Below are 26165 nucleotides of genomic sequence, written 5' to 3'. Positions count from 1 at the left end.
TTAATTCTCCTTTCTCATCATGTTGTACGGGAAGAGAGGGCGCTTGACCTTAAACTTCACGATTTGCAGCGGATGGCGCGCCGCATCAAGCTCGTTGCCGTCTTCGTCCCAAATTTTCTCAATCACTTGGGTGAAGTTTTCAATTTCCGGACCGAAAAATTCGACTTCATCGCCCGGGCGGAAATGGTTGCGCTGCTGGACGGTGGCGATGCCCGTCTCCGGGTCATAGCCAAGCACCAAACCGGCGAATTCATGCGTCGTTTTCCGGCTGTGCGTCCCGTACATATGGTTCGTATAATCCGGGAAGCCGTCAAAGAACGACGGCGCCGTCTCGCGGTTGGCGCATTTCTCCAGCTCCCGCACCCACTCTTCGCGGATCGTGAAATGGTCTGGGTCAGCGCAGTAGGCATCAATGACTTTCCGGTAGACACTGACAACCGTCGCCACGTAATGGATCGATTTCATCCGCCCTTCAATTTTCAAGCTATCCACACCCAATTCGATCATCACCGGAATGGCGCGGATTAAGTTCAAATCTTTCGCGCTCATCGCAAACGGAGCGTCCCCTTTTTCAAACAACGGAATTTCCCGGCCGTCCGAGAGCTGATACAAATCGTAATCCCAGCGGCACGACTGGCAGCATCCGCCGCGGTTTGAGTCGCGCGCCGTCATATGGTTGCTCAATACACAGCGGCCGGAGTAGGCGGAACACATCGCCCCATGGATGAACGCCTCGATTTCAATATCGACTTTCTCTTTGATCTGCCGGATTTCTTCTGCGCCCACTTCACGAGCGAGCACAACCCGCTCGAGCCCTTCCTCTTTCCAAAATTGGACCGCTTTCCAGTTGGTAAGCGATTGCTGGGTGCTTAAATGCACTTCAAGCTTCGGCGCCACCCGGCGCGCCGTTTCGATGATGAGCGGGTCGGCGACGATGATGCCGCAAACACCGGCATCTTCAAGCGCCCGCAAATAGTCATCAAGGCCAGGGATGTTTTCGTTATGGGCGTAAATATTGGCCGTTACGTATACTTTGGCTCCGTATCGATTGGCAAATTCGACCCCTTCGCGAATTTCCTCGATCGTAAAGTTGTCGGCGTTGGCGCGCAAGCTGTACTCTTGGCCTCCGATAAAGACGGCGTCTGCGCCGTAATGGACGGCGATTTTCAGTTTTTCCAAGTTGCCGGCCGGGGCGAGCAGCTCTGGCTTTTTCACAATGACGCGCTTGCCGTCAATGATTTCGGAGATGCGATCATTTTTTAAAAGCATGCTGCTTCCCTCCTTTTCTCAATAAATGGTCTCTTTGAAGAAAAATCCGGTGTCGATGCGGCGATGCGGCGGCTGAAGCGCTTCAACGGCCGCAAGCAGCTCCTCTTTTTCCCGTTCGTACCGCTCGCGGTCATCCGCGCATAAATCGATGGCGCGGCGGTACAGCTTCGTCACTTCGGTAATGTAGCGCGGCTCGTGCAAAATCCCGTCAATTTTAAAGCTGTCGATGCCGGCCTCGACCATGTCGCCGAGCTCATCGATCATGCAAACATCGTTCGGGCTCATAATATGCGTGCCGTTTTCGTCTTCAAAAATCGGATATTTGTTGTCGCGCTCTTTGTCGTAAAGAAACATCCCTTTTTCGTACTTCTTCCGTTCAACTTCCATCACTTTCCCTTGATATTCAAAATAGCTGCCGATCAGCGAGCGCTTCGATTGGTACATGCACATCGCGCCGTGCACTTGCACCTCGATTTCCACTTCGGCATGGGCTTTGATTTCCAAAATGGCGTCCATGTTCAACTCGCGGGCCAAGACGGCGCGCTTCGCCCCTTTCCGGCCCCAATAGTTGCACGCATACCAGTTCGTCGCTGTCGTCTCCGTGCTCCAGTGGAGCTTCATGTGCGGCGCCGTTTCTCGGACAGTCAAGAGCACCGCGGGATCGCCGAAGACGATGGCATCGGCGCCGACATCAGCCAAAAACGCGACGTAGTCGCCAAGCTCGTCCACTTTATCGTTATGGAAAATGGCGTTCATCGCCACATACACGTTCATGCCGCGCCGGTGGGCGGCTTTGACGGCGGCAGCGACATCATGGCGGGAAAATTCGCCGGCAAGCCGCAAACCGTAGCGCTGCTCGCCAATGATGACCGCGTCCGCTCCGGCTTCAGCCAGCTCGTCGATATGGGCAACGCTCGTCGGCGTCACGAGCAATTCGGGTTTTTTCACTGTTCTTCACCTCGTTTTTTCGATATGGCGAGCCCATCGCCGACCGGAATGATGACCGTATCATAACCGCTTCGACTCATGAGCCACTCATTGTAGCGGCGAATTTTTCGGGCGATGTTCCAAAGCCGTCGATTGTCCGCCGGCGCTTCGGCGGCGACGAGCCCCTTAAACAAGACGTTGTCGCTGATGATGAGGCCGTCTGCAGCCACAAACGGCTCATAGAGCGTAAAAAAGCGCTCATATTGCCCTTTGGCGGCATCAATAAACAGCACATCAAACGGCGCGGCGGCCGCCACACCGGCCTCGACCGCGAGCGCATCGCCCAACACCGCCTCGATTTGCCGCTTGGTGTTCGTCTTTTCGATGTAAAAACGGGCGCGCTCATACCGCTCCCGGTCTTTTTCGATCGTCACAATGCGCGCATCCGGCAGCGCCTTTGCCATCCGGATCGCCGAATAGCCGATCGCCGTGCCGATTTCCAAAATGCGGCGCGGCCTGATCAGCTTCAAGATGAATAACAGCACTTCGACGCTCACCGGATCCATGATCGGTATGCGGTGCCGATAGGCGTACTGCTCCATCTCCTCAATGTCCTCATCCGGCGCCGGACGCAGCTTTTGCAAGTACGAAACAATGTCATTGGAAAGCAAGAGGAATTCCTCCCTGCCGTCAGCAAACTGAAAAGCGCTCGCCAAAGTTGAACTATATAGATGCAACGAAGAAGTTTAATATATCCTTGACGGAAAAGCGGTTTGCCCATTTTCGACTGACGGAGGCAAGCCTGTGGCTTGCCTCCGTCACGCCTTGGCGTGACGGAAGACCGAACAACCGGCCTGCTTCACAGACCCATATATGGGTCTGGAAGCGGCGTTGTTCGGTCGCCCGACAGTCGATCAAATACTCGGGAAAAACTACAAATGGTAAAGCTTCAAATTGCATCTATATACAACCCGGCATTTGCGCTTTGTCGTCATGAAAAATAAGAGCCGCAAAGGACTCTTATCGTTGGTCTGTTCAACTATACTACCATAAAACAGCGGAAAAGCGAAGCCGTTTCACCCCACCGGCCATTACCTTCCGTTTTGACCTATTGTTTTCCAATATGCTTCGCCTTTTCCCGGTTATGCTCGGCCAACGTTTTCGTAAAAATGACCTCGCCGCCCGGTGTCGCCAAAAAGTATAAATAGTCGGTCGCCGCCGGTTCAAGCGCCGCTTCGATCGACATTACGCCGGCGTTGGCGATCGGCCCCGGCGGCAGCCCTTTATGAATGTACGTGTTGTACGGCGAATTGACCTGCAAATCTTTATACAACACACGCTCTTTATGTTCGCCAAGGGCGTACAAAACGGTCGGGTCGGTTTGAAGCGGCATGCCGCGGTGCAGCCGATTGTAAAACACGCTGGCGATTTTTTGGCGGTCAGCTTTTTCCGTCGCCTCTTCCTCAATGAGCGACGACATCGTCAACAGCTGATGCGGCGACATGTTCTTTTCTTTCATCGCTGCCTTATATGTGTCAAGCACAGCTGCCGTTTTCGCCACCATCGCCTCAATGATCTCTGAGAGCGGCGGCTTTTCGTCAGCAAACACATACGTCGCCGGGAACAAGTAGCCTTCCAGCGGATAGCGGATGCCTTTCCGAAAAATATCATCAGTCAACAAATCCGGGTGCATTTTCATCAGCCGTTCGATATACGCGCGATCGTTAAGCAATTTCATAATTTGTTCTTGTTTGTACCCTGTTTTCGCAGCAATGAGGTCAGCGATTTGCACCAATTGCGACCCTTCCGGAACGGTCAGCTTCAATCCGATTTTTAGCGATTTCCCCGTTTTTAACAGCTCAATGATGCGCGCCATTGGCATCGCCCGCGTCAACTCATACTCCCCAGCCTGGAAGCCGGATTCATTTTTCCAGCGGACATATAAGCGAAACACGGCCGCGCTTTTAATGAGCCGCTTTTGTTCGAGCTGCTCGGCAATCGCCGCCGCCGATGAACCGATCGGAATCGAGACATGGACCGGGGTGCGGTCATTCGGGTCGACGGGCTTAAGCGCTGAACGGATGTATAAGAAACTGCTGGCGCCGGCAATGACAAACGCCGCCAGCAGAACAGCACAGACAATCAAGACGATTTTCCGCACAAGCCGCGCCTCTGGCGCCCTAAAATCGTTCTGTTTCATCTTTGTCCTCCTTTCACCCGGCCATATTATACTACAAAGTTCCGCATTTTTCGCCCTTGACGGTCAAAAAATGCAAAGCCAGGGGAGGAAACGCGCCGGTCAATCGAAGCCCTTCGCAACATTTGTCGGACAAACAAGAAGATGTCTGAATCATTGCATGGAACACAACTTATCGTTTCTCAGCGCATAATACGGCAATAAGAAAAGGGGCCCCGATCCTTTTGGCCCCCCTCTGCTGTCCGTTATTCGTCGTCTTCCTCTTCCTGTTCAGCGCAAAACGTATTCCATACTTCTTCGATCATGTCCCACTCTTCTTCCGTCTCGATTGGGAGCAGTTCGCCTTCTTTGTTCTCATCCCCAGGGATGAAGGCGGAAACGTGCACTTCCGTCTCGCCGTTTTCATCTTCCGCCTCGACGCCGACCGGATAGTAAAACACATACGATTTGCCGAAATCATCTGATTCAAACGTAAACAAAATTTCGCACAGCTGCTCGTTGCCATGTTCGTCGACAACGGTAATATGACGGTCTCCGTGTTCCATGTTTTCTCCTCCAATTTATCGTTTACTGTCCAAATATGACTGCAAAATGACGGCCGCCGCCATTTTGTCGATCACTTTCCGCCGCTTTTTCCGGCTGACGTCGGCAGCGATCAACATCCGTTCGGCGGCCATCGTCGACAGCCGTTCATCCCAAAGCACAACGGGCAAAGAAAACTCCTCTCGCAATTTGGCGGCGAACCGCTCGCTTGCCTCAGCGCGCGGCCCGAGCGTGCCGTTCATGTTTTTCGGCCACCCGACGACAATCGTATCGACGCCGTACTCATCGATGATGGCGCGCAGCCGCTTTAAGCCGTAGTCGCCGCGCTCCGTATCAATGGCGATCGTCTCCAATCCTTGCGCTGTAAGGCCGAGTTCGTCGCTAACGGCAACGCCGAGCGTTTTCGTTCCCAAATCTAATCCTAGCGTCCGCATCAGGTTAATCCTTTCGTTGCCCCTGTAAATAGAATTTCACCAATTCCTCGATTAATTCGTCGCGTTCAATTTTGCGGATGAGCGCACGCGCATCTTTATGGCGCGGAATGTAAGCTGGGTCGCCGGACAACAAGTAGCCGACAATTTGATTGATCGGATTGTAGCCTTTTTCCTGCAAGGCGCCATACACCGTCAACAACACTTCGCGAACGTTCGTCTCGGCCGGCTCCTCGGAAAAATGAAACTGCATCGTTTGGTCAAACGAGCTCACCGTTTCCACCTCGCTCCTTATTCAGGCACCCCGTCCTTTTACATCCATTGTACACGATCCGCGCCAATTAGGAAACGGATTTCACCCATGTTTCGACATAACCGAGCGCTTCGCCGACCTTGCTTGGGTCCTTGCCGCCAGCTTGCGCCAAATCCGGGCGCCCGCCGCCGCCCCCACCGCAACGCGACGCTACTTCTTTCACCAGCTTGCCGGCATGGAATCCTTTTTTCACCAAATCGTCCGTTACTGCGGCAATCAGTTGCACTTTTCCGCCCTGGGCGGACGCCAACACGATGACCGCCGTGCCGAGCTTTTGTTTCAAATCATCAGCCATGGCCCGCAGTTGATTCATGTCATTGGCCTGCACTTTTGCCGCCAACACCGGCACGCCGTTTACATCTTTCACTTGACGGGTGAGGTGCTCAGCTTCCATATGGGCGAGGCGGGCAGCAAGCGATTCATTTTCGCGCTCGAGCTCTTTCAGCTCGGCAAACAGTCCGTCAAGACGCGCATTCAATTCTTTCGGACTTGTTTTCAGTTTTTGCGCCGCCTCTTGCAAAATAGCAAGCTGTTCGCTCATAAAGCGGTATGCCGCTTCTCCGGTCACCGCTTCAATCCGGCGCGTGCCGGCGCCGATGCCGGACTCGGAGACGATTTTAAACAACCCGATGGCTGATGTGTTGGGCACATGGCAGCCGCCGCACAGCTCGAGGCTGTAGTCGCCGACTTTGACGACGCGGACGATGTCGCCGTATTTTTCGCCAAACAGCGCCATCGCGCCCATCGCTTTCGCTTCCTCGAGCGGTTTATAAAAAATGTCAACCGGGAGGCTTTTCCAAATTTGTTCGTTGACGATGGCTTCGATGCGCTCGAGCTCCTCTGGCTTCACTTGCCCAAAATGGGTGAAGTCAAAACGAAGCCGGTCCGGGGCGACAAGCGACCCCGCTTGGTTGACATGGCGGCCGAGCACGTCTTTTAGCGCTTGATGGAGCAAATGGGTCGCCGTATGGTTTTTTACGATGCGCATCCGCTTTGCTTCATCGACGCGCGCCGTATAGCGGGATCCTTTTTTCACCGTTCCGCGTTCGACGATGATCGCATGAAGATGTTGGCCGTTCGGCGCTTTTTGCACATCTTTGACGACCGCTGTTCCTGTTTCGCTTTCAAACACGCCTTGGTCAGCGATTTGTCCGCCGCTTTCGGCGTAAAATGGCGTCACATCGACGATGATTTGCGCCTCTTCGCCGGCTTTCACTTCCTCGACAAGCCGCCCGTCTTTGACGATGGCGATGACCGTCGATGCGGCAACAAGCTCATCGTAGCCGACAAACCGGCTTTCATCTTTAATGTCACCGAGCACTCCGCCTTGGACTTGCATCGAATCGACATCTTGCCGGGCCGCGCGCGCCCGTTCGCGTTGCCGCTCCATCTCGCGCTCAAATCCGGCATGGTCGACCGTCATGCCCGCTTCAGCGGCGTACTCTTCCGTCAGCTCGATCGGAAAGCCGTACGTATCATACAGGCGGAACGCTTCCTCGCCCGGAATGACGTCGCTTCCTTGCTCTTTCGCCTTTTCGATCACCTCCGCCAATATGGCGAGCCCTTCATGGAGCGTTTCATGGAACCGTTCTTCTTCCGTCCGGATGACGCGGGCGATGAAATCGGCTTTTTCTTTCACCTCCGGATAGTAGTCGTGCATAATCTCGCCGACGACCGGGACGAGTTCGTACATAAACGGACGGTCAATGCCGATATGTTTCGCATAGCGCACCGCGCGGCGGAGCAGGCGGCGCAGCACATAACCGCGGCCCTCATTTGACGGCAGCGCCCCGTCGCCGATCGCGAACGTCACGGCTCGAATATGGTCGGCGATCACCTTAAAGGCGACGTCTTTGTCCGGATCTTCGCCATACCGCTCGCCGGCGATCTGCTCGGTCGCGCGGATGATCGGCAGGAACAAGTCGGTTTCAAAGTTCGTCGGCACGTCTTGCAAAATCGAGCACATCCGCTCCAAGCCCATGCCGGTGTCGATGTTTTTCTTCGGCAGCGGCGTGTACGTGCCGTCCGGGTTATGGTTAAACTGCGAAAAGACAAGGTTCCATACTTCTAAATAGCGGTCATTTTCCCCGCCTGGGTACAGCTCCGGATCGTTCGGGTCGTTGCCGAACGCTTCGCCGCGGTCGTAAAAGATTTCCGTGTTCGGACCGCTCGGGCCTTCGCCGATGTCCCAGAAGTTGCCTTCAAGGCGAATGATCCGCTCTTCCGGCAAGCCGATTTCGTTGCGCCAAATGTTGTACGCTTCCTCGTCTTCCGGATGGACGGTGACGGACAACCGTTCCGGATCAAAACCGATCCATTTGTCGCTCGTCAAAAACTCCCATGCCCAATGGATCGCTTCACGCTTGAAATAATCGCCGATCGAAAAGTTGCCGAGCATTTCAAAAAACGTATGGTGGCGCGCCGTTTTCCCGACGTTTTCGATGTCGTTGGTGCGGATCGATTTTTGCGCGTTGCAAATGCGCGGGTTTTCCGGAACGATGCGCCCGTCAAAGTATTTTTTCAACGTCGCGACGCCGCTGTTGATCCACAACAGCGACGGGTCGTCGACCGGAATGAGCGATGCGCTCGGCTCAACCGCATGGCCTTTTTCTTGGAAAAACTCTAAAAACATGCGCCGCACTTGGGCGGATGTCAGCTTTTTCATGATGATCCTCCCCTTTCGCCTTTTATATAAAAAAACTCCCATCCCCTGCAGGGACGAGAGTTATGCTCGCGGTACCACCCTGTTTATGGGCAAAAAACGCCCATCACCTCTTTGGCCGTAACGCAGCCTTGCGTCAGGTTTTGCCTGCGCTCCGGATTAGCCTTCTGTTGCCCTTCATCTGGAATTTCTTTCAGCCGCGGAAATTCCTCTCTGTGCGCGAGCTCGCGCGTTAAGATGGACTGCAACATACTCGATCCGTCATCGCGTTATGTATTCGCTTTTTTCATTGAAAGATTATAGACAAGCAGAGAGCATTTGTCAATGCGAAGCATAATGCTCTTTCCAATGGGCGATGGCCACTTTCAGCACCGCCGCCGTCGGAACGGCGAGAATGAGGCCGAGCACGCCGGCGAGCTCGCCGCCGGCAAAGAGGGCGAGCATAATGACAAGCGGATGCATATGCACGCTTTTGCCGACGATCAACGGCGACAAGATGTTCCCTTCTAAAAACTGCAAGGTAAAAATGATGACAAGCACGATCACGACCATTTTCAGCGAGACGGTGGCAGCCAAAATGACCGCTGGAACGGCGCCGATCAGCGGGCCAAAATACGGGATGATGTTCGTCACGCCAATGACAAAGCCGAGCAACAGCGGATAATCCATGCCGGCAAGCCACAAGCCGAGCGCCGCTGCCAGACCGATCGCCGCACAGACGAACAGCTGGCCGCGAATGTAGCCGCCGAGCGATTCATCGACATCCTTCAAAAACGTCATCCCCGGCCCACGCCACCGCTTCGGTGTCATGTACCAAATCGCTTTTTTCAACACATCGATGTCTTTTAACATATAGAAGACGATAAACGGAATGATCAACAGCGTCGCCGCCGAACCGATGAACGATTTGGCGGCGTTGATCGCCATCGCGACGGCGGCCGCCGCTGCCTGCTCGATCTCGGCAAACATCGCTTCGATGCGCGTGTGCACCTCAAGCGGCCAATTCGACGTCTCGTCGTGGATGTGGCGCACCCATTGGCGGTATGTATTCATCAAAGACGGCAGCTGTTCATCCAGTTCACGCAACTGGGCGATGAATAGCGGCACGCCGCGGTACAAGCCGTAGCCGACCAAACCGAAAAACAACAAATAAATCAACAAAATGGCAAGGGCGCGCGGCATTCCTTTGCGATGGATGGATTCCACAAGCGGGTAGAGCAAATACGTAATAAACGACGCCAGCAAAAACGGCGTCAACACCGTTGCGATAAAATCAATGACCGGCCGCCAAACGTCTTTCATCCGAACGATCAAATAGATGATTGCCGTCATGAGCAGCCATTTTCCGATGCGAAAGAACGACAGCCATTGTTGCTCGCCCATCGCCACACCTCCTACCGTTTAGTGTAGGAGATGCGGCGGGAAATATGCCTTCACCGCTTTTAGCACTATTTGACAGCCACAAGGCGACGCCCCCGCGCAAAGGCGAGGGCGAGCGCCGTCAGCGGATCGCTTGCATCAAGCGGCGGCGCATCCTCCGCATCGTGCGACCGTTCATCCAATCGTTTCGTTGGGCGAGCTGATAAGCGGCGACGCCTAATCCGACTGCTAACAGCGACGTCATCATCCGGTTCATGCGTGTCCCCCCTAAAATTGGATCGTGCGTTCGTGGTCGTCAAACAAGTCGTCAAGAGAACTCAACGTTCCGTCTTCTTCCACTTGATGGGCGTGGATCATCCCTTTCGAGACGGACAGCTCAATAAAGCAATCCCAGCAGTAGTACTGGTTGACGCCGATTTTCCCTAAATTTTTTCGTTTGCAATTCGGGCAAATGAGCATGGACAGCCACTCTCCTTACATCGTTGTTTCCACGGTGACCACGCCTTCTCTGGCGGTGAACGGAGCGAGCTCCATTCGTTTCTTTCCTTCGGTCAAATCGGAAAAAAATCCCTCGCTGATCTCGTATCCGTCAATTTTGCCCAATTGCCCGTCAAAATATACGTCATCCAACAGTCCGATCGTTGTTCCGTCCGCGGCGACAACCATGCTGCCGGCGAGGCCGCGTTCGCCGTAAAGAGAGTGGCCGCTGTCAGGAGAAGGAAACGGCTGGAAGCTATCGGCATCACAGATGATGACTCGGTCGTTTTCGAACGACTGCACGGCTGAAAGCGGCAAATAGCGGCGGCGGCCGAACAAACCGCCCTGTTCCGCGACAAGCCCTTTGACCGCGCCGTGGCTGGTAAACCAAATGTCAGCGATCGTTCCGACCATTTTTCCCGTCGTTTGTTCATAAATGGGAAGGCCCTTGATGTCGGAAAACGTCCGCATCGTTCTCCCACCTTTCCAGCCACCTTTAGCTTGGCTCATCGCCCATAAAGTCATACGGCGTAACGTTTTCCATCCCCATGTTCGCCTCTTCAAACGGCAGTTCGACCTCGACAAACGGCGCCGCCGCCCCCGCCAGCTTCTCAGCGAGCGCCGTCTGGCGCGCTCCGTCGCTTTGTTTTGCGACGCCGAATCGAAACGCTTCCTCTTCCCCGCATAAAACGAGAAACTGCTTGCTTCTTGTCACCGCAGTATACAACAAATTCCGTTTCAACATCCGGTAATAGCTTTTGACGACGGGCAAAATGACGATTGGAAACTCGCTTCCTTGCGCCTTATGAACCGAACAGCAGTACGCATGGGTGATTTGTCCTAAATCTTGCCGTGTGTACGTCACTTCAATGCCATCAAACGAGACGACGAGCAAGTCTTGCTTTTCGATATTTTCTTTGGCGTAAAAAATGGCAACGATTTCGCCGATGTCGCCGTTAAACACATTGTCTTCCGGTTGATTGACGAGCTGCAGCACCTTATCGCCGACGCGGTAGACGACCTCACCGACCGACAGCTCCCGCTTCCCCTCAGCCGGCGGGTTGAACAGCTCTTGAAGCGCTTTGTTCAATTGGTCAATGCCCGCTGGACCACGGTACATCGGGGCGAGCACTTGAATATCTTTGACGGAAAACCCTTTTTTGCGCGCGTTGTCCGCGATTTGCCGCACGACATCGACGACCTGGCCCGCACGGCAGCGGATGAATGAACGGTCTGCCTTCGGAGCGGTCAAATCGTCCGGCACGACGCCGCGCTTCATCTCATGAGCAAGCTCGATGATCGATGATCCTTCCGCCTGGCGATACACCTCGGTCAACCGAGCGAACGGAATGACGCCTGAAGAGAGCAAGTCTTTCAGCACTTGCCCTGGCCCGACGGATGGCAATTGATCCTCATCGCCGACAAAAATGACTTGCATGCCGTTTGGCACGGCTTTTAACAGCTGGTTGGCGAGCCACGTGTCGACCATCGACATCTCATCGATGACAAGCAGCTTGCCGGAAATCGGTTCGTTCTCGTCGCGGCTGAACCCTTCCGCCCCATTCCAGCCAAGCAAGCGGTGGATCGTCGCCGCCGGCAGCCCGGTCGCCTCGCTCATCCGCTTCGCCGCTCGGCCGGTCGGTGCGGCCAGCAGCACCGGAAACGGCTCGCCTTGTTTGTAGTCAGCCGGGTCAAGAGACAGGCCGTTTAGGGCGGCAAACAGCTCGACGATGCCTTTGATGACCGTCGTTTTCCCCGTTCCCGGACCGCCGGTCAAAATAAACAGCGGCGAAGAAAGCGCTTGTTGGATCGCTTCCCTTTGCTGGGGGGCATATTGCATGCCAAGCCGTTCCTCAAGCGCCCCAAGCGCCAGCAAAAACTCCGACTCGGCAAACGCCGACGGCGGCGTCTGCCCGAGCAGCCGCTTAATGTTGGAGACGATCCCTTTCTCGGCGAAGTAAAGGGAAGGGAGATAATAACGCCCTTGCTCGGCGATCAGCTTCCCTTCTTCGCTTAACATCAGAAGCGTTTGGCTGATCGCTCGTCCATCCACCGCACCGCTCAGCCTTCCGTCAAGCAGCTCCCCGATGCGCTCCATCAGCTCTTCCTCGCGCAAATAAACGTGCCCTTCCTGCAAGCACGCCTGTTCAAGAACAAACAACGAGGCGGCGCGCAGCCGGGCCGGATGGCTGCCGGAAATGCCGAGCTGGCGCCCGATTTCATCAGCGCGGCCAAAGCCGATCCCTTCGATATCCTCAACGAGCTGGTACGGGTTCTCGTGGATGATGTCAACCGCTTCTTCGCCATACGCTTGGTAAATTTTCATGGCCAGCTGCGGGCCAAAACCGAGCTGGGCGAGGGCGATCATCGTTTGCTCAAGCCCTTCGTGGGCGCGAAGCGCATCGTACAGCTGCTTCGCCTTTTTTTTCGTCAGCTTCGGCACACGCTCTAGCGCCCTGGGGTCGCGCAAAATCGCGGCGATCGCGTTTTCGCCGAGCGTCTCGACAATCGCCGCAGCCGTTTTTTTGCCGATTCCTTTAAACAAACCGCTCGATAAATAATGAATGACTCCTTCTTTCGTGTTCGGAAGCTGTTTGCGGAACTGACTAGCCGCATATTGGCGGCCAAAACGCGGATGTTGGCGGAATTGTCCGTAAAAGATGTAGACGTCCCCTTCGTTTAAACGCGGAAAATAGCCGGTGACGACGACTTCCTCCTCAACGGGCGCTTCGTTCGTTTCCTCAACGCGCACGCGGACGACCGTGTACAATGTTTCCTCATTATGAAAAATGACCGCCAAGCACACTCCTTTAATGAACGTGCGTCCGTCAAGGGCGAGGATTTGTTGCTCTTGCAACAGCCATCCCCCTGCCTTTTTACGGCGCAAGCCGCTTTTCCATCAGTTTCTTTCCGTATCCGGCAAGCACGTGATCGGGCTTGGCTTCCAAGGCAGCGGCAAACATATTGCGGGCGGCATCGAGCTCATCTTTGTACGCATAAATGACGCCTAAATTGTAGTACGCATCAGCGTGGCGCGGATCGAGTTCCAACGTTTTTTCGAAATAACGCTTCGCCTCATCGACATAATCGAGCGTGGCGAGGCAAAGGCCAAGCTGAAACAGCGCTTCGGCATCCGTCTCGTTCAGCTCAGCCGCGCGCTGCAAATACGGCAGCGCCAGCCGCGGCATCTCGAGCCGCCATAAGGACATGCCGAGCATAAAATGCGTATCGGCATCGTCAAGACCAAGCCCTAGCGCGCGCTCAAACATATCTTTCGCTTTCGCGAACTGCTCACGCTTATAATGCACTGTACCCATGCCGTAATACGCGGCCGCCGCCTTCTTGTCAATTTTCAACGCCTGTCGGAAACAGTCAAGCGCCTTCTCTTCTTCACCGGCAGCAACGAGAACCGTGCCAATGTTAATGTACCCGGCTGGATCGTCCGGATGCTGTTCGACCGCAGCGGAAAAACAGCGGATGGCTTCCTCATACTTCCCCTCGCGCATATACGCCAAGCCTTGTTCGTTGAAATTGGCCACCGCCCATCCCCTCCCTGATTCAACGTGATTTTCAAGCAACGGCCTCCAGCCTAATAGCCTGATTGAAGATCGTGCGCACCGGCACATCCGTCAACCAACATACCAAAGCTTTTCGCCGTTGCGGAACACCTCATCGATCGTACCGCCGCCGAGGCATTCCTCGCCGTTGTAAAAAACAACCGCCTGCCCCGGCGTCACCGCCCGCGCCGGCGCATCAAACACGACTTCCGCCCCGCCGTCCGCAAGCGGGTGGACCGTCACGCCGACATCAGGCTGACGATAGCGAAATTTCGCCGTGCAACGGAACGGCGCTTCCGGCTTGCGGTCAGACACCCAGTTGACATCGACCGCCTTTAGCGAGGTGGAATACAAATATTCGTTTTCAAACCCTTGGGCGACATACAGCACATTTTCGCGCACATCTTTGCCGACGACAAACCACGGTTCGCCGCTGCCGCCGATGCCAAGGCCGTGGCGCTGGCCGATCGTGTAATACATGACGCCGTCATGCCGCCCTTTCACTTCGCCATCGAGCGTTTTCATCACTCCCGGCTGAGCCGGCAAATAATGGCTCAAAAATTCTTTGAAATCGCGTTCGCCGATAAAGCAAATGCCCGTGCTGTCTTTTTTTCCAGCGGTGGCGAGCCCAGCCTCTTTGGCGATCCGGCGCACGTCCGCTTTCTGCAAATGGCCGATCGGAAACATCACTTTCGACAGCTGAGCTTGGCCGAGCTGGTTTAAAAAGTACGTTTGGTCTTTGTTCGGGTCGGCTCCACGCAGCATTTTATATTCGCCATCGCGAAACTCGACGCGGGCGTAATGGCCGGTTGCGATGTAATCGGCGCCGATCGACATGGCGTGCTCTAAAAACGCCTTGAACTTAATTTCCTTATTGCACATCACGTCCGGGTTCGGCGTGCGCCCGGCTTTGTATTCATTCAAAAAGTACGTAAACACTTTGTCCCAATACTGTTTTTCAAAATTGACCGCATAATACGGGATGCCGATTTGATTGCAAACGCGCACGACGTCTTCGTAGTCCTCAGTCGCCGTGCAAACGCCGTTTTCATCGGTGTCATCCCAGTTTTTCATAAAAATGCCGATCACATCATATCCTTGTTCTTTCAATAGCAGCGCAGCGACCGACGAGTCGACCCCGCCGGACATGCCGACGACGACGCGCGTTCCGTGCGGCGCTTTGTTCATGCTGTTTCCCCCCTTTAGCGGTTTGTGAGCCGCTTTATGATCTTCACTGTTTCCTCGGCCGCCCGCTCAATTTGTTCCATCGTATTGCCGAGCCCGAAGCTGAAGCGCACAGACGAACGGATGCGCTCCGACTCTTTTCCGCACATCGCGACAAGCACGTGCGACGGGTCGATTGACCCGGCGGTGCATGCTGACCCGCTCGAGGCGGCAATGCCGGCTAAATCCAAGTTCACGAGCAGCGATTCGACATTCGTTCCCGGGAAGGCGACATTCAAAATATGCGGCAGGCCATCCGGGCGGCCGTTGACCGCATAGTCGATCCCTGAGGAGCGGAAAATCGCAAGCATCGCCTCGCGCCACGCCGCATATTGCCGACGTTTCTCTTCCCTTGTTCGCTCAGCGATTTCCGCCGCCTGCGCCAAGCCGATGATGCCGGGGACGTTTTCCGTGCCGGCGCGCCGCTTCCGCTCCTGTTCGCCGCCGAAAAGGAGCGGAGTGATGCGGACCGTTTCCCGGACATACAAAGCCCCGCTTCCTTTCGGGCCGTTGATTTTATGAGCGGAAATCGACAGCAAATCGATCCCGTATTCATTCACATCGATCGGAAGAAGCCCGTACGCCTGGACGGCGTCCGTATGGAAATAAGCCGGATGATCGCGAAGCAGCGCCCCGATTTCGCGAATCGGCTGGATCGTGCCGACTTCGTTGTTGGCAAACATGACCGACACCAAAACGGTCTCATCGCGCAGCGCGGCCTTGACATCCTCGACCGATACCGTCCCTTGTTCGTCAACGGGCAAATACGTGACCTCAAACCCTTGCGTCTCTAAATATTCACAAGCGCGCAGCACCGCATGATGCTCGATGGCGGTTGTAATGATATGATTGCCGCGGCCGCGGTTCGCTATGGCCGTTCCGATGACCGCAAAGTTATCCGCTTCCGTGCCGCCGCTTGTAAACACAATCTCCGTCTCTTTCGCCCCAATCGAGCGGGCGACAACAGCCCTCGCTTCATCGACCGCGCGGCGGCTCTGCCGTCCAAAATGATGGATGCTTGACGGGTTGCCGAACTGTTCCGTCATCCACTGGACCATACCGGCAGCTACGTCTGGATGGACCGGGGAAGTTGCCGCATGGTCCAAATAAATCCGTTCCAACGGTCATTCTCCTTTCCTTTCTGTTGCTTAAATATAAAACATATATGCCCCTTCATCCCCGTCGCTATACTTCGCCAAATCTTCGAGCGTTGTGCTGTCGAGCACTTCCTCGACCGCATCGCGGATGCGAATCCATAGCTCGCGCTTCGCCGGCTCTTCCTCCTCGAGCTCCTCGACCGGGGTCAGCGGCCCCTCCAACACGCGCAAAATGTCGCCGGCGGTGATTTTCGCCGGATGCTCAGCGAGCACATAGCCGCCATACGCTCCACGAATGCTTTTGACGAGCCCGGCGTTGCGCAACGGCGTGACGAGCTGCTCTAAATAATGTTCAGATAAATTGTTCGCCTTGGCGATCGAACGAAGCGAGATCGGACGATCGCCATATTTTTTGGCCAATTCAATCATAATCGTCAAGCCATATCGGCCTTTCGTCGAAATCTTCATTCATATCCCTCCTAACCGCTTAACCCTTGCGTCCGAGTGCCGGCGGCCGGTCCAAGCAGGCGGCTTGCGACCTTTTGGCATTGCGGCAGCGCCAAGCCGGCATCGAACCGATCGTCACACAAAAAAGGAACGTGCCAAACGACACCGGGCCGCCGAGCAACCAGCCGGCCAACAGCACGAACGCTTCGATCCCGATGCGAATGTACGCCACGTTCCATCCGGTCAGCTCGGTCAAAGCGAGCATGAAACGCCTGTGTTATTATATCATAAAAATCCCTTTCCCTTCACGGCTGAACCTTGACCTCTTGTTTCAACTGCTCAAGCCGCCGGTACACCTTGGCGTAATGTTTTTCCTCGCCATGCTCTTTCGGTTCATAATAGCGGACGCCTTCCAGAGCGGAGGGCAAATACGCTTGCGCCACCCAGCCGTTCGGATAATCGTGCGGATACAAGTAGCCTTGTCCACGCCCGAGTGCAGCCGCCCCTTTGTAATGAGCGTCTTTTAAATGATCCGGAATATCGCCAAGCTTGCCGGAACGGACATCGGCAATGGCAGCGTCCAGCGCCTTGTAAGCACTGTTGGATTTCGGGCTTAAACAGAGTTCAATCGTCACAACCGCGAGCGGAATGCGCGCTTCCGGCAGTCCGAGGCGTTCCGCCGCTTCGACCGCTGCCTGTACTTTCACTCCCATCATCGGATTGGCAAGTCCGATGTCCTCATAAGCCATCACAAGCAATCTCCGGCAAACGGACGCCAAGTCTCCGCCTTCAAGCAGACGGGCCAAATAATGAAGCGCGGCATCGGCATCGCTGCCGCGCACGCTTTTTTGAAACGCGGACAACAACGAATAATAATGATCGCCATATTTGTCATGGGTAAAACCGCGGTTTGCGGTGCATGAAGCCACGATATCCTCATCAATATACAAGCGGCCGTGGCGCTCATCGGCAGCCGCAACCGCCGCCTCCAGAAGCGAAAGCGCGACGCGCGCATCCCCACCGGCTGCCTCGGCGATGCGCCATAACAACGACTCGTCAATGACAACCGGCGGCTCGCCGACCCCTCGTTCCGGATCAGCGAGCGCCCGCTTCAGAATGATCATGAGGTCATCCGGCTTGAGCGGTTTCAGTTGTTGGATTTGCCCGCAGCGGCTGCGAATGGCGGGATTGACCTCGTGAAACGGGTTTTCCGTTGTGGCGCCAATCAAGGTCACGAGCCCGGATTCGAGATGCGGCAACAAAACGTCTTGCTGCGCTTTATTCAGCCGATGGATTTCGTCGATAAACAACACGACGTTCCCTGACCAGCGCGCCGCTTCGACTGCCTCTTCGATTTCCTTTTTGCCGGCGGCCGTCGCATTGATAGCGACCCATTCGCGCCCGGCGGTGCGGGCAATGGCGTAAGCGAGCGACGTCTTCCCTGTCCCCGGCTCTCCGTAAAGCAAAAGCGATGGAACATGACCTTTTTTGACCATTTTATAAAGCGGCGTACTAGGGCCAATGATGTGCTGTTGCCCAACGATCTCATCGATCGTCCGCGGCCGCATCCGCCAAGCAAGCGGCTCCGTCGTTTTGGGCATGCCGACCCCCTCCTTGAGATTGATGACGCTATGTTCACAGACATCCTCCGATGCCGCCTATTCATTTTCGGCGAATGGGGCGTCTCCCCGTGGGAAGATCGGTGGTTTTAATAAAAATAGCGTTCAATGGCCTCCTTCAACTCATTGTACAGCGGAAGCGAGTATTTCGCCAAATAGAGCAGAAGCGCCTCCACCATAAACCGCCTAGCTGTCTCCCCTTTCTCGAGTTCTTCCTTCAATAAGCGCAGCGAGCGAAGAATATCGTCTTCAACCGGACGCAGCGCCGCCATGCGCTCTAAACAGCTGATGGCCCGTTCTTTCCATTGACTCCGCTCTTGGGTCGCCGCAGCAATGTAATCCGCCATCACCGTTTCATCGAGCAATCCCGTCTTGCCGTCAAGCAGGCTGGCAACGATGGCATCAAGCCGATCGAGCAAGAAGGGGGCAAGCTTCTCAGGAAGCAGCGGCTTTCGGTCTACCGCCAAGTAAATCAGATATTCTTTCAGCATTCCGTTGAGCATCGTCGCGCAATCAAACGAAACTGGACGCACTTGTTCGCCGTATATGTCTTCAATCGCCCGGCGATACCAGTGGAGCGTATGGGCGCGGATGCGAAACACCAGATGCTGCACCTCATGGCTCACCTTCACAGCTTGTTCGCCCAACTGCATTTGCACCAGCTCTTTATGTTCGTCAAACAGCTGGATTTGTACAGTCAACTGACGGCAAAACCGCTCGCGCGCGGTTAAGGCGGGATCAGCCTCGATTTGTTTAAGCTGGCGAAACAAGACTTCATAATGGTAGCGGAAAATCGATACAGCCAACTCTTCTTTTGATTTGAAATAATTGTAAATCGAACCTTTGGCTACTCCGCTCCGCTCGGCTATTTCCTGCATGGAGGTAGCGTGATAGCCTTTTTCGGCGAATAATTTCATCGCCGTTTCAATGATGTCCTCTTTCCGTCCCAATGTTTTCTCCTTCCTTACTCCTTCTTCATGTCCATTATAGTCGATCTTGCCATGAAAAAAAATGCCGGACGGCCCGTTATCCGGCCATCCAGCCCTGTCATTTTGCCATCGGTTCGCGTTTTGCCGTCCGGAAGAAAAACGCCTCATACATCGCAGGAATGAACACAAGCGTCAATAACGTCGACGACGTCAGGCCGCCGATGACCGTGATGGCCAGCCCTTTCGAAATCAACGTGCCGGCCTCATTCGTCAGCGCAAGCGGAATGAGCGCTGTCACAGTCGCAAAGGCTGTCATTAAAATCGGCCGCAGCCGTGTTTTGCCGGCTTCAATGATGGCGCTTCGCACCGTCATCCGTTTTTGTTCGCGGTTTTGTCCGATTCGATCCACCAGCACGATCGCATTGGTCGTCACGATGCCAATGAGCATCAACAAGCCGATCATGACGCTGATGGAAAGCGGCTCATCGGCCACATACAAAGCAAACAGCGAACCGATGGGAACAAACAAAAGGGAAGATAAAATGATCAGCGGCACCCGCACTTTGCCAAATGTAATCAGCATCGTCAAATACACAAGCCCGATGGCCGCCGCCATGGCCACACCGAGCTCGCGGAACGTCTGCACCGTCTCATCGCTTCCGCCGCCCGTTTTCACTGTGACATCGGATGGGATCTTCAAATCATTTACATGTTTCGAAATATCATTCGTTACTTTCTGAATGTTGTCGCCGACAATCTGGGCGGATACGCGGGCAAACACTTTTCCGTCCAGCTTTTGAATGGACGTATACACGTCCGCCTCTTTCACTTCGGCGACAGCTGAAAGTGGAATCACTCCGTTTCTCGTCACGATCGGAAGCTCTTTCAACTCATCGATCGATCCCAACGTTTCATCATACGAAAGTTCGACTTGCTCATCCTTGCCGCCGAGTTTCAGCGTCCCCACATCGACCGGTTTGGTCGCATCGGCCACCGCCCCCAGCAATTGCATGCCCGAAACGCCATAAGCGGCCGCCTTTTCCGGATCAATGGCGACAATCACTTGTTTTTGCTTTTCCGTCAAGTTATTCGTCACATCTTTGACATCATCGCGTTGTTTTAAATACGTCTCGACCTGTTTGGCTGCTGTTTGGAGCGCCTCCAAATCATTGGAGTATAAGTCAATATTCACGTTATTATTCGTTGGCGGCCCTCCGCTCGACATCTCTTGCACGCCCACTTTTGCCCCGGGCGCGAGCTGATTCGCGATGCGGCGCATTTCTTTTTCGAAAACGGCCACGGTTTTCGCGGTGTCAGCGCTGTCCTTTAATAGAATATAATAGCTGGCTTGATTGGGCCGCTTCAATCCTGTGCGGAAATCGCGGCTTCCCACCGCGGCGGTGACGCTCTCGACATCGCTTCGTTTTAAAAACATCTTTTCCATCTCCAACGACACATCATTCGTTTTGGCCACCGATGTGGAAGCCGGCAGTTCAATGCTCGCCACCAGCGTTTTCTGCTCTTCGTTCGGCAAAAACGTAAATCCAAGTTTCGGCACGAGCGTCAATGAACCAACCAATAGCACAACCGACAACACAAAGACAATCGCTTTATGGTTGAGCGCCCATTCAATGATTCGGCCATACAGACGCTGAAGCGCTCCTTCTTTTTCCTCTGGCGGCACACGGCGGAACGAAAATTTCGCTAAAATCGGCACAACTGTCACGGCCACCAACAAAGAGGCCAACAGGGCAAACGTAATCGTCAAGGCAAAAGGCAGGAAAAATTCCCCTGTAATGCCCCCAACAAGCCCGAGAGGCAAAAAGACGACAACCGTTGTGATGGTCGAGGACACAATCGCTTTGACAATTTCTTTCGTTGATTGCTCGACTAAATCATCGCTCATGCCTGTTTTCTCCCGGCGGACGCGGCGGAAAATATTTTCGATCACGACAATGCTGTCATCCACGACTCGGCCGACGGCGACGGCCATGCCGCCAAGCGTCATGACATTGAGGGTAATATCCATACGATTGAGAAAAATGGCCGATACAAGCAGCGAGAGCGGAATCGAGACGATGGCAATCACAGTCGCCCGAACGTTGCGCAAAAAGAGCAAGACGGCCAGCGAAGCGAACAGCGCCCCGAGCAGCCCTTCACGGACAAGCGATTCAACGGATTGTTTGATGCCAGCTGACGAATCAAACCCGATGGAATAATCAAACTGATGTTTGTAGGAATTCAGCACTTTGATCACTTGGTCTGCCACTTCAATCGTATTGGCATCTTGTTTTTTCGTCACCGCCATCGACAGCGATGGCTTCAAATTATAGCGGGTGAATTCGCTTTGCTCGTTGACTTCCTCAATCGTCGCAATATCCCCAAGCTTCACGGACGCAACGCGCTGCAATCCATTCGCCGCCATAGGAACAGCTGTCGGCACGAGTTTCAGATTTTTCAACTCATGGATGGTGTTCAATTTTTCCTCGACGCGAACAGGAATTTGCCATGTATCGGTTTGCAACGTTCCAGCCGGGAACGCCAACACCTTTTCATTGATTTGGTTTTTAATCTCTGACAAGTTCAATCCCGCCTGAGCAGCCTTTTTCCGATCGACTGTGATCCGGATGAGGCGCTCGCTGTCTCCACCGATCGAAACGGAATTCACCCCGTCGATTTTATTCAATTCTGGAATCACTTCGGTTTCCAGCAACGTTTGCAGATCGGTTCCGTTTTTGGCAAACAAGGAAATGTTGAAAACCGGGATGGAACCGAATGAAAACCGATTGACTTCCGTTTGCACATTATCGGGCAATCCTGCCTTATCAATGAGCGATTCGACCTGCCGCTCCATTTTCTCCATATCCGTCCGAAACGGAAATTCAAGATTCATAACGGCCATTCCTTCATAGGAAGAACTCTGCATTTGCTTAAGCCCGTCAAGGGACTTCAGTTTTTCCTCGAGCTTGGCCGTGACCTCCTCATTCACGTCTTGCGGAGAAGCCCCAGGATAGACCACTTCAATCGACAACTGGGGAAATTCAATGTTCGGCAGCAAATCGACCTTCAAGGAGGAGAAGGAATACAGTCCTAGAAACATGAGCAAAAACGAACATACAAACACAGCTGCCGCATTTTTCAAACTGAACCTGGTCAAAAACGTCATCATGCCACCTCTCATCCCACGATTTTGACCAATCAGTCTAATTGTTTTGAACTGACCGGTCATACAAAACTATTTCTATGATACATGAAAATGGGAAAAATGAAAAGGGCGAAGTTTAAAGTGGAAATCAAACGGAAAAACTATGACCATATCAACATTACCATTTGATGGGGTGGACAACATGAAAACAAGACAGGATGCTTGGTCACATGAAGAAGATGTACTGTTGGCTGAAACGGTGCTGCAATATATACGCGAAGGAAAAACGCAACTTGCCGCTTTTGAAGTCGTTGGGAGACAACTGCACCGCACAGCGGCAGCATGCGGATTCCGTTGGAACGCCGAGGTGCGCAAACGGTACCTTGAGGCGATCGAACAGGCAAAAAAGCAGCGGAAAGAACGGAAACGGGCGCTCGAAATGATGAAAAAGTGGCAAAAAGACAGTACGGTTGCTGCTTGGAGTCCTTCTGGAGAACGGGATGGCGCCGAAGGGTCATCGCCTTTTCTCCCGGCGGCCCCATTGACACTGGAGCAGTGCATTTCATTTTTGCAAACATTGCGGCGCGGCATCGAGGAGATGGAAGCGATCCGCCAGGACAACGAGCGCCTGAAACGCGAGCGGGCGGAATGGCAGACGCGGAACGAACAGCTTGCTCAAAAACTCGAACGCCTTGAAACGAGGCAGACCACCGTGCAAGAAGATTATGAAGCGCTCGTGAAAATCATGGCCCGCGCCCGCCAGCTCGCTTCCGAAGAAGGCGACCGCTTCTCTCTTGCCCAGCTGTTTGCCGCCGAGGCGAACGGATCGAACGAATCGCTCGCCCATTCATAAAAAAAAGAAGGTGCCCCAACAAGCATCGGGACACGTTTTCACCGCTGGAACGACGGACAGCGCCCGCTAACAAACCGGTGAATGCACCGATGTTCACAGGAATCTCCACCTTCCCATTTTGTTCGAAATGAAGGTGGAGTCGTTCAATCGTCGCCAACGCGCCTTATGGGAATTCCCTCTAATAGACGATGAATCACGTAGGAAGCCATAATGAGCCCGGCAACTGATGGAACGAAAGCATTCGAAGACGGCGGCATTTTCGCCTTGCGGATCGGCGAAGCGTCATTGCCGACGACCTGGCGGACATCTTCGCGGATTTTCACCGGCTTCTCGTCGGAAAAGACGACCGGAATGCCGCGGCGGATCCCTTCTTTGCGCAGCTTGGCGCGGATGACTTTCGCGATCGGATCGGTGTGTGTTTTCGAAATATCGGCAATGCGGAACCGGGTCGGATCCATTTTGTTCGCCGCACCCATGCTGGAGATGATCGGAATGCCGCGCTTGAGGCATTGTTTCATCAAATGCACTTTGTACACAATCGTGTCGGACGCATCGATGACAAAATCCAGATCATAGGCGAAAAATTGCTCATACGTCTCTTCCGTATAAAACATTTGCAAAGCGATCACCTCGCACGCCGGGTTGATGTCGGCGATGCGCTCTTTCATGAGCTCCACTTTTGGACGCCCGATGGTCGAGAGCAACGCATGGATTTGCCGGTTGATGTTGGTGATATCGACGTTATCGCGATCAACAAGCACCAATCGGCCAATGCCGGAACGGGCGAGCGCCTCGACGGCGAACGACCCCACGCCGCCGACGCCAAGGACGGCGACGGTGGCGTTTTTTAAGCGTTCCAACCCTTCAGGGCCAATCGCGAGTTCATTGCGGGAAAATTGGTGCAGCATCGTTCTCCTCTCCGTTTGCTTCAAAATTGATGTTTATGCCGCTTTTTATCCTACCATCAAGACAGCAAAAGAGGCAACGGCATTTTGCTGGCAAAACAAAACCCCTATGCGGCCATCCGCATAGGGGAAATGTTGTTGATTCCTTAATGTTGCCAGTCCCAATCGTGCCGTCGATGCCTTCGTTTTGAACCCGCTCTCCCATAGGTGGGTGCCCTGTTCCAAGGTTTGCGCTTCCCCTGTGACGAAGAGGCGTGCACGCCGCTTGGAAACCCCGAGCTCCCGGATCATAAACTGTTCGGTCAAAACGATCAGTGATCCGACGAACACATTAGGACGGTTGTTAGTTTTATTGTAACACATTTTTCAGCCTTTGTGAACACCGATTGCCAACGTTTCTTTTTCAGATGCCGCTGTTACTCGTTTTCCGGAAGCACAACCGCCAAGTGCAGCTCCTCGAGCTGCTTGTCGCTGACCGGCCCCGGCGCTTCGGTAAGCAAGCAGCTCGCGCTCGCCGTTTTCGGAAACGCGATCGTATCGCGCAAGTTCGTGCGCCCAGCGAGCAACATCACCAGCCGGTCAAGGCCAAGCGCAATGCCGCCGTGCGGCGGAGTGCCGTATTCAAACGCCTCAAGCAAGAATCCGAACTGGCGGCGCGCTTCTTCTTCGCTGAACCCTAAGGCGCGGAACATTTTTTCTTGCACGTCCCGCTCGAAAATGCGAAGCGAGCCGCCGCCAAGCTCATAGCCATTTAAGACGAGATCGTACGCCTGCGCGCGGACGGCGCTTGGGTTTGTCTCCAACAGCGGAATGTCGTCGCGCACCGGCATCGTAAACGGATGGTGGGCGGCGTAATAGCGCCCTTCTTCTTCGTCATACTCCAAAAGCGGCCAATCCGTCACCCACAAAAACGCGAGCTTCGCTTCGTCGATCAAGCCGAGCTCCTTGCCAAGCTTCAGCCGCAACGCGCCGAGCGCCGCTGCGACGATCGCTTTTTCGTCGGCGACAAACAAAAGCAAATCTCCGTCTTCGACAGCAAGCGCTCGACGCAGCGCCGCCTGTTCCTCATCGGTGAAAAACTTGGCGATCGGTCCTTTCAGCTCTTCGCCTTCCGCTTTCAGCCAGGCGAGCCCTTTCGCCCCGTAGCGGCCGGCAAATTCTCCTAAGGCGTCAATATCTTTACGCGAATAGCGAGGGGCAGCGCCTTTCGCGTTGATCGCCTTCACTTGGCCTCCTTCTTTGACGGCGCGGGCGAACACTTGAAATGCTGAATTACGGACGATTTCCGATACGTCGACGAGCTCGAGGCCAAAGCGTATATCCGGCTTGTCCGAGCCGTAGCGGCTCATCGCCTCGTCATACGTGATGCGCGGAAACGGGCGCGGGATGTCGATCCCTTTTGCCGCTTTCACGACGGCAGCCATCATCCGTTCGGTTAAATCCATAATATCCTTTTGTTCGATAAACGACATTTCGATGTCGATTTGCGTAAATTCCGGCTGGCGGTCAGCGCGCAAATCCTCGTCACGGAAGCAACGGGCGATTTGGTAGTACCGTTCCACGCCGCCGACCATGAGCAGCTGCTTAAAAATTTGCGGCGACTGCGGCAAGGCGTAAAATTCGCCCGGATGGACGCGGCTTGGCACCAAATAGTCACGCGCCCCTTCCGGCGTGCTTTTCGTCAACATCGGCGTTTCAATTTCCAAAAAGCGTTCGCTATCCAAAAAGTCGCGCACCGTCTTTGTGATTTTGTGGCGAAGCGCCAGTGTTTGAAACATGACTGGGCGGCGCAAATCCAAATACCGATATTTTAAGCGCACGTCTTCCGCCGCATCCGTGTCATCGGAAATCGAAAACGGCGGCGTTTTTGCCTCGTTGATGATCTCGATTCGTTCCGCCTGAATTTCAATGCGGCCGGTCGCGATGTTCGGATTGACCGTCTCGGGCGCGCGGGCGACGACCGTTCCTTCGACGCTTAAAACGTATTCGCTCCGCACGCGCTCCGCTGCCGCCAGCGCTTCAGCCGACACGTCCGGGCTGGCGACAACTTGGACGATGCCCGTTCGGTCGCGCAAGTCAATGAAAATGAGGCCGCCTAAGTCGCGGCGCTTTTGCACCCAGCCTTTGAGCACGACGCGCTCGCCGACGGCCGTTTCCGGCACTTCTCCGCAATAATATGTGCGTTCCATT

24 protein-coding genes, 1 other RNA gene and 1 other annotated feature are annotated in these 26165 nt (G+C 54.4%); of the genes, 1 reads left to right on the top strand and 24 read right to left on the bottom strand.

Going from position 1 to position 26165, the window contains the following annotated elements; all coding sequences use genetic code 11:
- The 21 genes from CWI35_RS15550 to CWI35_RS15450 form a co-directional block, all read right to left on the bottom strand.
- Window positions 1–1269 (bottom strand): peptidase U32 family protein, encoded by a 1269-nt coding sequence (locus CWI35_RS15550; protein ID WP_011232027.1) that lies wholly within the window; start codon window positions 1267–1269, stop codon window positions 1–3.
- An 18-nt stretch (window positions 1270–1287) separates the two neighbouring features.
- Window positions 1288–2217, bottom strand: a complete 930-nt coding sequence (locus tag CWI35_RS15545; protein WP_011232028.1) for a peptidase U32 family protein — start codon at window positions 2215–2217, stop codon at window positions 1288–1290.
- The gene (locus CWI35_RS15540) at window positions 2214–2867 is read right to left on the bottom strand and encodes an O-methyltransferase (RefSeq protein WP_011232029.1); all 654 of its coding nucleotides are present in this window, start codon (window positions 2865–2867) and stop codon (window positions 2214–2216) included. The genes CWI35_RS15545 and CWI35_RS15540 overlap by 4 nt, the downstream gene beginning before the upstream one ends.
- A 437-nt stretch (window positions 2868–3304) precedes the next feature.
- Window positions 3305–4396, bottom strand: coding sequence for an endolytic transglycosylase MltG (gene mltG / locus CWI35_RS15535; protein WP_011232030.1), 1092 nt, complete (start codon window positions 4394–4396; stop codon window positions 3305–3307).
- A gap of 242 nt (window positions 4397–4638) precedes the next feature.
- Complete coding sequence (locus CWI35_RS15530) at window positions 4639–4938, bottom strand: DUF1292 domain-containing protein (protein WP_011232031.1); 300 nt, start codon at window positions 4936–4938, stop codon at window positions 4639–4641.
- A gap of 15 nt (window positions 4939–4953) precedes the next feature.
- Entirely contained in the window at window positions 4954–5370 is a 417-nt protein-coding gene (gene ruvX / locus CWI35_RS15525) for a Holliday junction resolvase RuvX (RefSeq protein WP_011232032.1), read from the bottom strand.
- 4 nt (window positions 5371–5374) lie between these two features.
- Window positions 5375–5641: an IreB family regulatory phosphoprotein gene (locus CWI35_RS15520; RefSeq protein ID WP_011232033.1), complete on the bottom strand. Its 267-nt coding sequence runs from the start codon at window positions 5639–5641 to the stop codon at window positions 5375–5377.
- A gap of 67 nt (window positions 5642–5708) precedes the next feature.
- Window positions 5709–8345, bottom strand: coding sequence for an alanine--tRNA ligase (gene alaS / locus CWI35_RS15515; protein WP_014196399.1), 2637 nt, complete (start codon window positions 8343–8345; stop codon window positions 5709–5711).
- Between the two features lie 46 nt (window positions 8346–8391).
- Window positions 8392–8616 (bottom strand) — a binding site (T-box leader).
- Window positions 8617–8663: 47 nt separating this feature from the next.
- Entirely contained in the window at window positions 8664–9725 is a 1062-nt protein-coding gene (locus CWI35_RS15510) for an AI-2E family transporter (RefSeq protein WP_021321998.1), read from the bottom strand.
- A 118-nt stretch (window positions 9726–9843) separates the two neighbouring features.
- On the bottom strand, window positions 9844–9978 hold the full coding sequence (locus CWI35_RS15505) for a YrzQ family protein (protein WP_013144658.1): 135 nt from the start codon (window positions 9976–9978) through the stop codon (window positions 9844–9846).
- An 11-nt stretch (window positions 9979–9989) separates the two neighbouring features.
- The gene (locus CWI35_RS15500) at window positions 9990–10181 is read right to left on the bottom strand and encodes a hypothetical protein (RefSeq protein ID WP_008881018.1); all 192 of its coding nucleotides are present in this window, start codon (window positions 10179–10181) and stop codon (window positions 9990–9992) included.
- 15 nt (window positions 10182–10196) lie between these two features.
- Window positions 10197–10670 carry a PRC-barrel domain-containing protein gene (locus tag CWI35_RS15495; RefSeq protein ID WP_011232037.1) on the bottom strand — a complete coding sequence of 158 codons (474 nt, stop codon included), beginning with the start codon at window positions 10668–10670 and terminating at the stop codon, window positions 10197–10199.
- A gap of 25 nt (window positions 10671–10695) precedes the next feature.
- Window positions 10696–13056: an SF1B family DNA helicase RecD2 gene (gene recD2, locus CWI35_RS15490; RefSeq protein WP_011232038.1), complete on the bottom strand. Its 2361-nt coding sequence runs from the start codon at window positions 13054–13056 to the stop codon at window positions 10696–10698.
- Between the two features lie 19 nt (window positions 13057–13075).
- The gene (locus tag CWI35_RS15485; protein WP_011232039.1) at window positions 13076–13738 is read right to left on the bottom strand and encodes a tetratricopeptide repeat protein; all 663 of its coding nucleotides are present in this window, start codon (window positions 13736–13738) and stop codon (window positions 13076–13078) included.
- A gap of 90 nt (window positions 13739–13828) precedes the next feature.
- Entirely contained in the window at window positions 13829–14944 is a 1116-nt protein-coding gene (mnmA, locus tag CWI35_RS15480; RefSeq protein WP_119877911.1) for a tRNA 2-thiouridine(34) synthase MnmA, read from the bottom strand.
- A gap of 14 nt (window positions 14945–14958) precedes the next feature.
- Window positions 14959–16101, bottom strand: coding sequence for a cysteine desulfurase family protein (locus tag CWI35_RS15475; RefSeq protein WP_011232041.1), 1143 nt, complete (start codon window positions 16099–16101; stop codon window positions 14959–14961).
- Window positions 16102–16128: 27 nt separating this feature from the next.
- Entirely contained in the window at window positions 16129–16545 is a 417-nt protein-coding gene (gene cymR / locus CWI35_RS15470) for a cysteine metabolism transcriptional regulator CymR (protein ID WP_011232042.1), read from the bottom strand.
- A gap of 19 nt (window positions 16546–16564) precedes the next feature.
- The gene (locus CWI35_RS15465) at window positions 16565–16789 is read right to left on the bottom strand and encodes a hypothetical protein (protein ID WP_011232043.1); all 225 of its coding nucleotides are present in this window, start codon (window positions 16787–16789) and stop codon (window positions 16565–16567) included.
- Window positions 16790–16829: 40 nt separating this feature from the next.
- Window positions 16830–18125, bottom strand: a complete 1296-nt coding sequence (locus CWI35_RS15460; RefSeq protein ID WP_011232044.1) for a replication-associated recombination protein A — start codon at window positions 18123–18125, stop codon at window positions 16830–16832.
- 107 nt (window positions 18126–18232) lie between these two features.
- Window positions 18233–19093, bottom strand: a complete 861-nt coding sequence (locus tag CWI35_RS15455) for a TetR/AcrR family transcriptional regulator (protein WP_011232045.1) — start codon at window positions 19091–19093, stop codon at window positions 18233–18235.
- 97 nt (window positions 19094–19190) lie between these two features.
- Complete coding sequence (locus CWI35_RS15450; RefSeq protein WP_011232046.1) at window positions 19191–22238, bottom strand: efflux RND transporter permease subunit; 3048 nt, start codon at window positions 22236–22238, stop codon at window positions 19191–19193.
- Between the two features lie 181 nt (window positions 22239–22419).
- Between CWI35_RS15450 and CWI35_RS15445 the strand changes: the two genes are divergently transcribed.
- Entirely contained in the window at window positions 22420–23070 is a 651-nt protein-coding gene (locus tag CWI35_RS15445; RefSeq protein ID WP_014196405.1) for an RsfA family transcriptional regulator, read from the top strand.
- Window positions 23071–23213: 143 nt separating this feature from the next.
- Here CWI35_RS15445 and CWI35_RS15440 read toward each other — a convergent pair whose 3' ends face one another.
- From CWI35_RS15440 to aspS, 3 genes are all read right to left on the bottom strand, one after another.
- Complete coding sequence (locus CWI35_RS15440; protein ID WP_014196406.1) at window positions 23214–23978, bottom strand: tRNA threonylcarbamoyladenosine dehydratase; 765 nt, start codon at window positions 23976–23978, stop codon at window positions 23214–23216.
- Window positions 23979–24129: 151 nt separating this feature from the next.
- Window positions 24130–24316, bottom strand: a non-coding RNA gene (gene ssrS, locus CWI35_RS15435) — 6S RNA.
- A 75-nt stretch (window positions 24317–24391) separates the two neighbouring features.
- A complete protein-coding gene (gene aspS, locus CWI35_RS15430) occupies window positions 24392–26164 on the bottom strand; it encodes an aspartate--tRNA ligase (RefSeq protein ID WP_014196407.1) in 1773 nt (590 codons plus the stop codon).
- Window position 26165 lies beyond the last annotated feature (1 nt).

The organism is [Bacillus] caldolyticus (genome assembly GCF_003595605.1).
GTDB lineage: Bacteria > Bacillota > Bacilli > Bacillales > Anoxybacillaceae > Geobacillus > Geobacillus thermoleovorans.
Note: the sequence above shows the minus strand (reverse complement) of the source record. Positions and strands in the feature narration are given on the sequence as shown.

Excerpts from the sequence above, each read along its gene's own strand:
- CWI35_RS15465 (WP_011232043.1), bottom strand. The coding sequence starts at position 16,789 with ATGCTCGCTTTGACCGAGCTGACCGGATGGAACGTGGCGTACATTCGC.
- CWI35_RS15500 (WP_008881018.1), bottom strand. The coding sequence starts at position 10,181 with ATGCTCATTTGCCCGAATTGCAAACGAAAAAATTTAGGGAAAATCGGC.
- CWI35_RS15550 (WP_011232027.1), bottom strand. The coding sequence starts at position 1,269 with ATGCTTTTAAAAAATGATCGCATCTCCGAAATCATTGACGGCAAGCGC.
- mltG (WP_011232030.1), bottom strand. The coding sequence starts at position 4,396 with ATGAAACAGAACGATTTTAGGGCGCCAGAGGCGCGGCTTGTGCGGAAA.
- cymR (WP_011232042.1), bottom strand. The coding sequence starts at position 16,545 with ATGAAGATTTCGACGAAAGGCCGATATGGCTTGACGATTATGATTGAA.
- ruvX (WP_011232032.1), bottom strand. The coding sequence starts at position 5,370 with ATGCGGACGCTAGGATTAGATTTGGGAACGAAAACGCTCGGCGTTGCC.
- CWI35_RS15510 (WP_021321998.1), bottom strand. The coding sequence starts at position 9,725 with ATGGGCGAGCAACAATGGCTGTCGTTCTTTCGCATCGGAAAATGGCTG.
- CWI35_RS15440 (WP_014196406.1), bottom strand. The coding sequence starts at position 23,978 with ATGCTGCACCAATTTTCCCGCAATGAACTCGCGATTGGCCCTGAAGGG.
- CWI35_RS15495 (WP_011232037.1), bottom strand. The coding sequence starts at position 10,670 with ATGCGGACGTTTTCCGACATCAAGGGCCTTCCCATTTATGAACAAACG.
- CWI35_RS15530 (WP_011232031.1), bottom strand. The coding sequence starts at position 4,938 with ATGGAACACGGAGACCGTCATATTACCGTTGTCGACGAACATGGCAAC.
- CWI35_RS15450 (WP_011232046.1), bottom strand. The coding sequence starts at position 22,238 with ATGACGTTTTTGACCAGGTTCAGTTTGAAAAATGCGGCAGCTGTGTTT.
- CWI35_RS15505 (WP_013144658.1), bottom strand. The coding sequence starts at position 9,978 with ATGAACCGGATGATGACGTCGCTGTTAGCAGTCGGATTAGGCGTCGCC.
- CWI35_RS15460 (WP_011232044.1), bottom strand. The coding sequence starts at position 18,125 with ATGCCCAAAACGACGGAGCCGCTTGCTTGGCGGATGCGGCCGCGGACG.
- CWI35_RS15445 (WP_014196405.1), top strand. The coding sequence starts at position 22,420 with ATGAAAACAAGACAGGATGCTTGGTCACATGAAGAAGATGTACTGTTG.
- alaS (WP_014196399.1), bottom strand. The coding sequence starts at position 8,345 with ATGAAAAAGCTGACATCCGCCCAAGTGCGGCGCATGTTTTTAGAGTTT.
- mnmA (WP_119877911.1), bottom strand. The coding sequence starts at position 14,944 with ATGAACAAAGCGCCGCACGGAACGCGCGTCGTCGTCGGCATGTCCGGC.
- aspS (WP_014196407.1), bottom strand. The coding sequence starts at position 26,164 with ATGGAACGCACATATTATTGCGGAGAAGTGCCGGAAACGGCCGTCGGC.